Origin of the sequence: Nocardioides sp., from assembly GCF_036401255.1 — a bacterium.
Lineage (GTDB): Bacteria > Actinomycetota > Actinomycetes > Propionibacteriales > Nocardioidaceae > Nocardioides.
This window is the reverse complement of sequence record NZ_DASWVI010000012.1, coordinates 1-3,386: the sequence shown is the minus strand read 5'-3', so window position 1 is coordinate 3,386 and position 3,386 is coordinate 1. Positions and strand designations below refer to the sequence as shown.

Genomic DNA, 3,386 nt, shown 5'->3' with positions numbered 1-3,386 from the left:
CCATCGACTCGAGGTAGAGCTCGTTCATGGTGTTCGCGCTCGACGTCGGGTCGTCGAGGGTGAGGGTGACGATGCCGTCGGCGTCCTTGTCGTAGCGGACGGCGGTCTGCTCGGTGGTGCTGGTGCTCATGGAAGTCCTGTTCTGGAAGATCCCGGTGGTTGAGGTGCGAGGCGCGCTAGCGCCGAGCCTCGAAACCACCTGTGGAGTTGTGATGTCTCGGGAGACCGACTGGGTCTCGATACGCGGGTCGCGGCTTCGTTCCTCAGCCGCGCCGCTACTCGACCTGGCGCCCGGACGAGCGCCGCGCTCGTGCCTCGCGCGGCACTCGGGCGCTCAGCTCAGACCACCTCGACGATCGTCGCGATGCCCATGCCGCCACCCACGCAGAGCGTGGCGAGGCCGCGGCGCAGGTCGCGGCGCTGGAGCTCGTCGACGAGGGTGCCGAGGATCATCGCGCCGGTGGCGCCCAGCGGGTGGCCCATGGCGATCGCGCCGCCGTTGACGTTGGTGATCTCGTGGCTGATGTCCAGGTCGCGCATGAACCGCATCGCGACGGCGGCGAAGGCCTCGTTGATCTCGAACAGGTCGATGTCGCCGACCTCGAGGCCGGCCTTGGCCAGCGCCTTGCGCGCGGCCGGTGCGGGGCCGGTGAGCATGATCGTCGGGTCGGCGCCCGAGACCGCGGTGGCGACGATGCGGGCCCGCGGGGTGAGGCCGAGCTCGGCGCCGATCTCCTCGGTGCCGATCGCCATCAGCGAGGCGCCGTCGACGATGCCGGAGGAGTTGCCGGCGTGGTGCACGTGGTCGATCCGCTCGACCCAGTGGTACTTCTCCAGCGCGACGTCGTCGAAGCCCGCCTGCGCGCCGATGTCGGCGAAGCTCGGCTTGAGGCCGGCCAGGCCCTCGGCCGTCGTGTCGGGGCGGATGGTCTCGTCGTGGTCGAGCACGACCAGGCCGTTCTGGTCGCGGACCGGCACGATCGCGCCGTTGAAGTAGCCGTTGGCCCAGGCCTTGGCGGCCCGGTGGTGCGACTCCGCGGCGTACGCGTCGACGTCCGCGCGGGTCCAGCCCTCGATCGTGGCGATCAGGTCGGCGCCGATGCCCTGCGGCACGAAGCCGGTCTGCAGCGCGGTGGCCGGGTCGGAGGCCCAGGCGCCGCCGTCGGAGCCCATCGGCACCCGGCTCATCGACTCCACACCGCCGGCGAGGATCAGGTCCTCGAACCCGCCGCGGACCCGGGAGGCCGCCTGGTTGACCGCCTCGAGGCCGGAGGCGCAGAACCGGTTGAGCTGGACGCCGGCGACGGTCTCGGGGTAGCCCGCCTTGAGGGCCGCGGTCTTCGCGATGTCACCGCCCTGCTCGCCGATCGGGGACACGACACCGAGCACGACGTCGTCGACGCGCGCCGGGTCCAGGGAGGGGTTGCGCTCCTTGATCTCGTCGAGCAGCCCGACGATCAGGTCGACGGGCTTCACCTCGTGGAGGGAGCCGACCTTCTTGCCCTTGCCGCGGGGCGTGCGGATGTGGTCGTACACGAATGCCTCAGCCATGGACCGATTGTGACACTATTACTGTCACCGTCAAGGTCGAGTGTTGTGAGGAGGGTCATGGACGAGGACAAGGGCGGCGACGTGGAGGGCCCGGAGTCGCCGGTCGATGCGGTGCGGGAGCTGCTGACCCTCGACGAGCTGACCAACCGGGTCGGCATGAGCGTGCGCAACATCCGCTTCTACACCACCAAGGGCCTGGTGCCGCCGCCGATCCGGCGGGGGCGGTCGGGCTACTACAGCCCCGACCACGTCGCGCGGCTCGAGCTGGTGCAGGAGCTGCAGGCCCACGGCTTCACGCTGTCGGCGATCGAGAAGTACCTGGCCGGCATCCCCACCGACGCCTCGCCCGAGGACATCGCGCTGCACCGCACGATGCTCGCCCCGTGGCAGGCCGACGTGCCGGTGGAGATGTCCCGCGCGGAGCTGGAGAAGCGCACCGGGCGCTCGCTCACCGAGGACGACCTCGCGACGCTCGCCGCGCTCGGCATCGTGTTCCGCACCAAGCGGGGCCGCTACGAGGTGGCGGTCTCACAGCTCTCGGTCGGCCTCGGCCTGCTCGACCTCGGCTTTCCGATGGAGGCGGCGATCGCGGCCGGCGAGGTGTACGCCGAGCACGGCCGGCAGATCGCCAAGGAGCTCAACGAGCTGTTCCGGACCGTGGTGTGGCCGGTCTACAAGGAGTCCGGAGCGCCGCCGCAGAAGCTGCGCGAGGTCGTCGAGCGGCTCAAGCCGCTGTCGATCGCCAGCCTGGTGGCTGCGTACGAGGCGGCCATGGACGAGACGCGCCGCGAAGAGATCGCCGCGCGGAGCCGGCGTACCCCTCGCAGCCGCACGCAGGATTGAAGGGCGGGCCAACCGGCCACAGAGCCTGCATGAGCGAGCCCCTCACCGTCCTGGTCACCGGCGCCACCGGATTCGTCGGCAGCCGGCTGGTGCCGGCTCTGGTCGAGGCCGGGCACACGGTGCGCGCGATGACCCGGCACCCGGAGACGTACGACGGTCCCGGCGAGCCGGTCGGCGGCGACGTCAGCGACCCCGGCACGCTGGCCGCGCCGCTCGACGGCGTGGACGTAGCCATCTACCTGGTGCACTCGCTCGACGACGACGACTTCGAGAACAAGGACGCCGACGCGGCCCGGTCGTTCGGGCTGGCCGCGGCCGCCAGCGGCACCCGGCAGATCGTCTACCTCGGCGGGCTCGGCAAGGACGACGACACGCTGTCGGCGCACCTGCGCTCGCGGCGCGAGGTCGAGCGGCTGCTGGGCGAGTCCGGCGTGCCGGTGACCGTGCTGCGGGCCGCGATCGTCGTCGGCGCCGGCGGCATCTCGTGGGAGATGACCCGCCAGCTGGTGAAGAACCTGCCGGCGATGGTGGTCCCGAAGTGGGCCGCGACCCGCACCCAGCCGATCGCGCTCGACGACGTCGTGCGTTACCTCGCCGGGGTCGTCGGCCTCGAGGAGGCGTTCGGCCGGGCGTTCGAGATCGGTGGTCCCGATCAGCTCAGCTACGTCGAGATGCTCCAGCAGGCGGCCGAGGTGATCGACGGCCACCGGGTACCGATCATCACGGTCCCGGTGTTGACGCCGAAGCTGTCGTCGTACTGGATCTCGTTCGTCACCAACGTCGACGCCACCACCGGCCGCAACCTCATCGACTCGATGGGCACCGAGGTGATCGTCACCGACCACGCCATCCGCGACCTGGTCCCCGGCGAGCCGCTCACCTACCGCGAGGCCGTCCGCCGCGCGGTCCGCGAGAGCTGATCCCCGCCGAGTCGGCGCCAGTTTCCCGCAAGTCAACGCCGAGTCGGCGCCAGTTTCCAGCGCCGGCGGAAA

The 3,386-nt window shown here is 71.0% G+C and carries 3 protein-coding genes; 2 read left to right on the top strand and 1 reads right to left on the bottom strand.

Features of this window, described 5'->3' with window-relative positions; translation table 11 throughout:
* Nucleotides 1–339 precede the first annotated feature (339 nt).
* Nucleotides 340–1,551: an acetyl-CoA C-acetyltransferase gene (locus tag VGD85_RS00495; protein WP_331061486.1), complete on the bottom strand. Its 1,212-nt coding sequence runs from the start codon at nucleotides 1,549–1,551 to the stop codon at nucleotides 340–342.
* Between the two features lie 57 nt (nucleotides 1,552–1,608).
* Between VGD85_RS00495 and VGD85_RS00490 the strand changes: the two genes are divergently transcribed.
* A complete protein-coding gene (locus tag VGD85_RS00490) occupies nucleotides 1,609–2,394 on the top strand; it encodes a MerR family transcriptional regulator (protein ID WP_331061485.1) in 786 nt (261 codons plus the stop codon).
* Between the two features lie 29 nt (nucleotides 2,395–2,423).
* A complete protein-coding gene (locus tag VGD85_RS00485; protein WP_331061484.1) occupies nucleotides 2,424–3,314 on the top strand; it encodes an NAD(P)H-binding protein in 891 nt (296 codons plus the stop codon).
* Nucleotides 3,315–3,386: the final 72 nt, after the last annotated feature.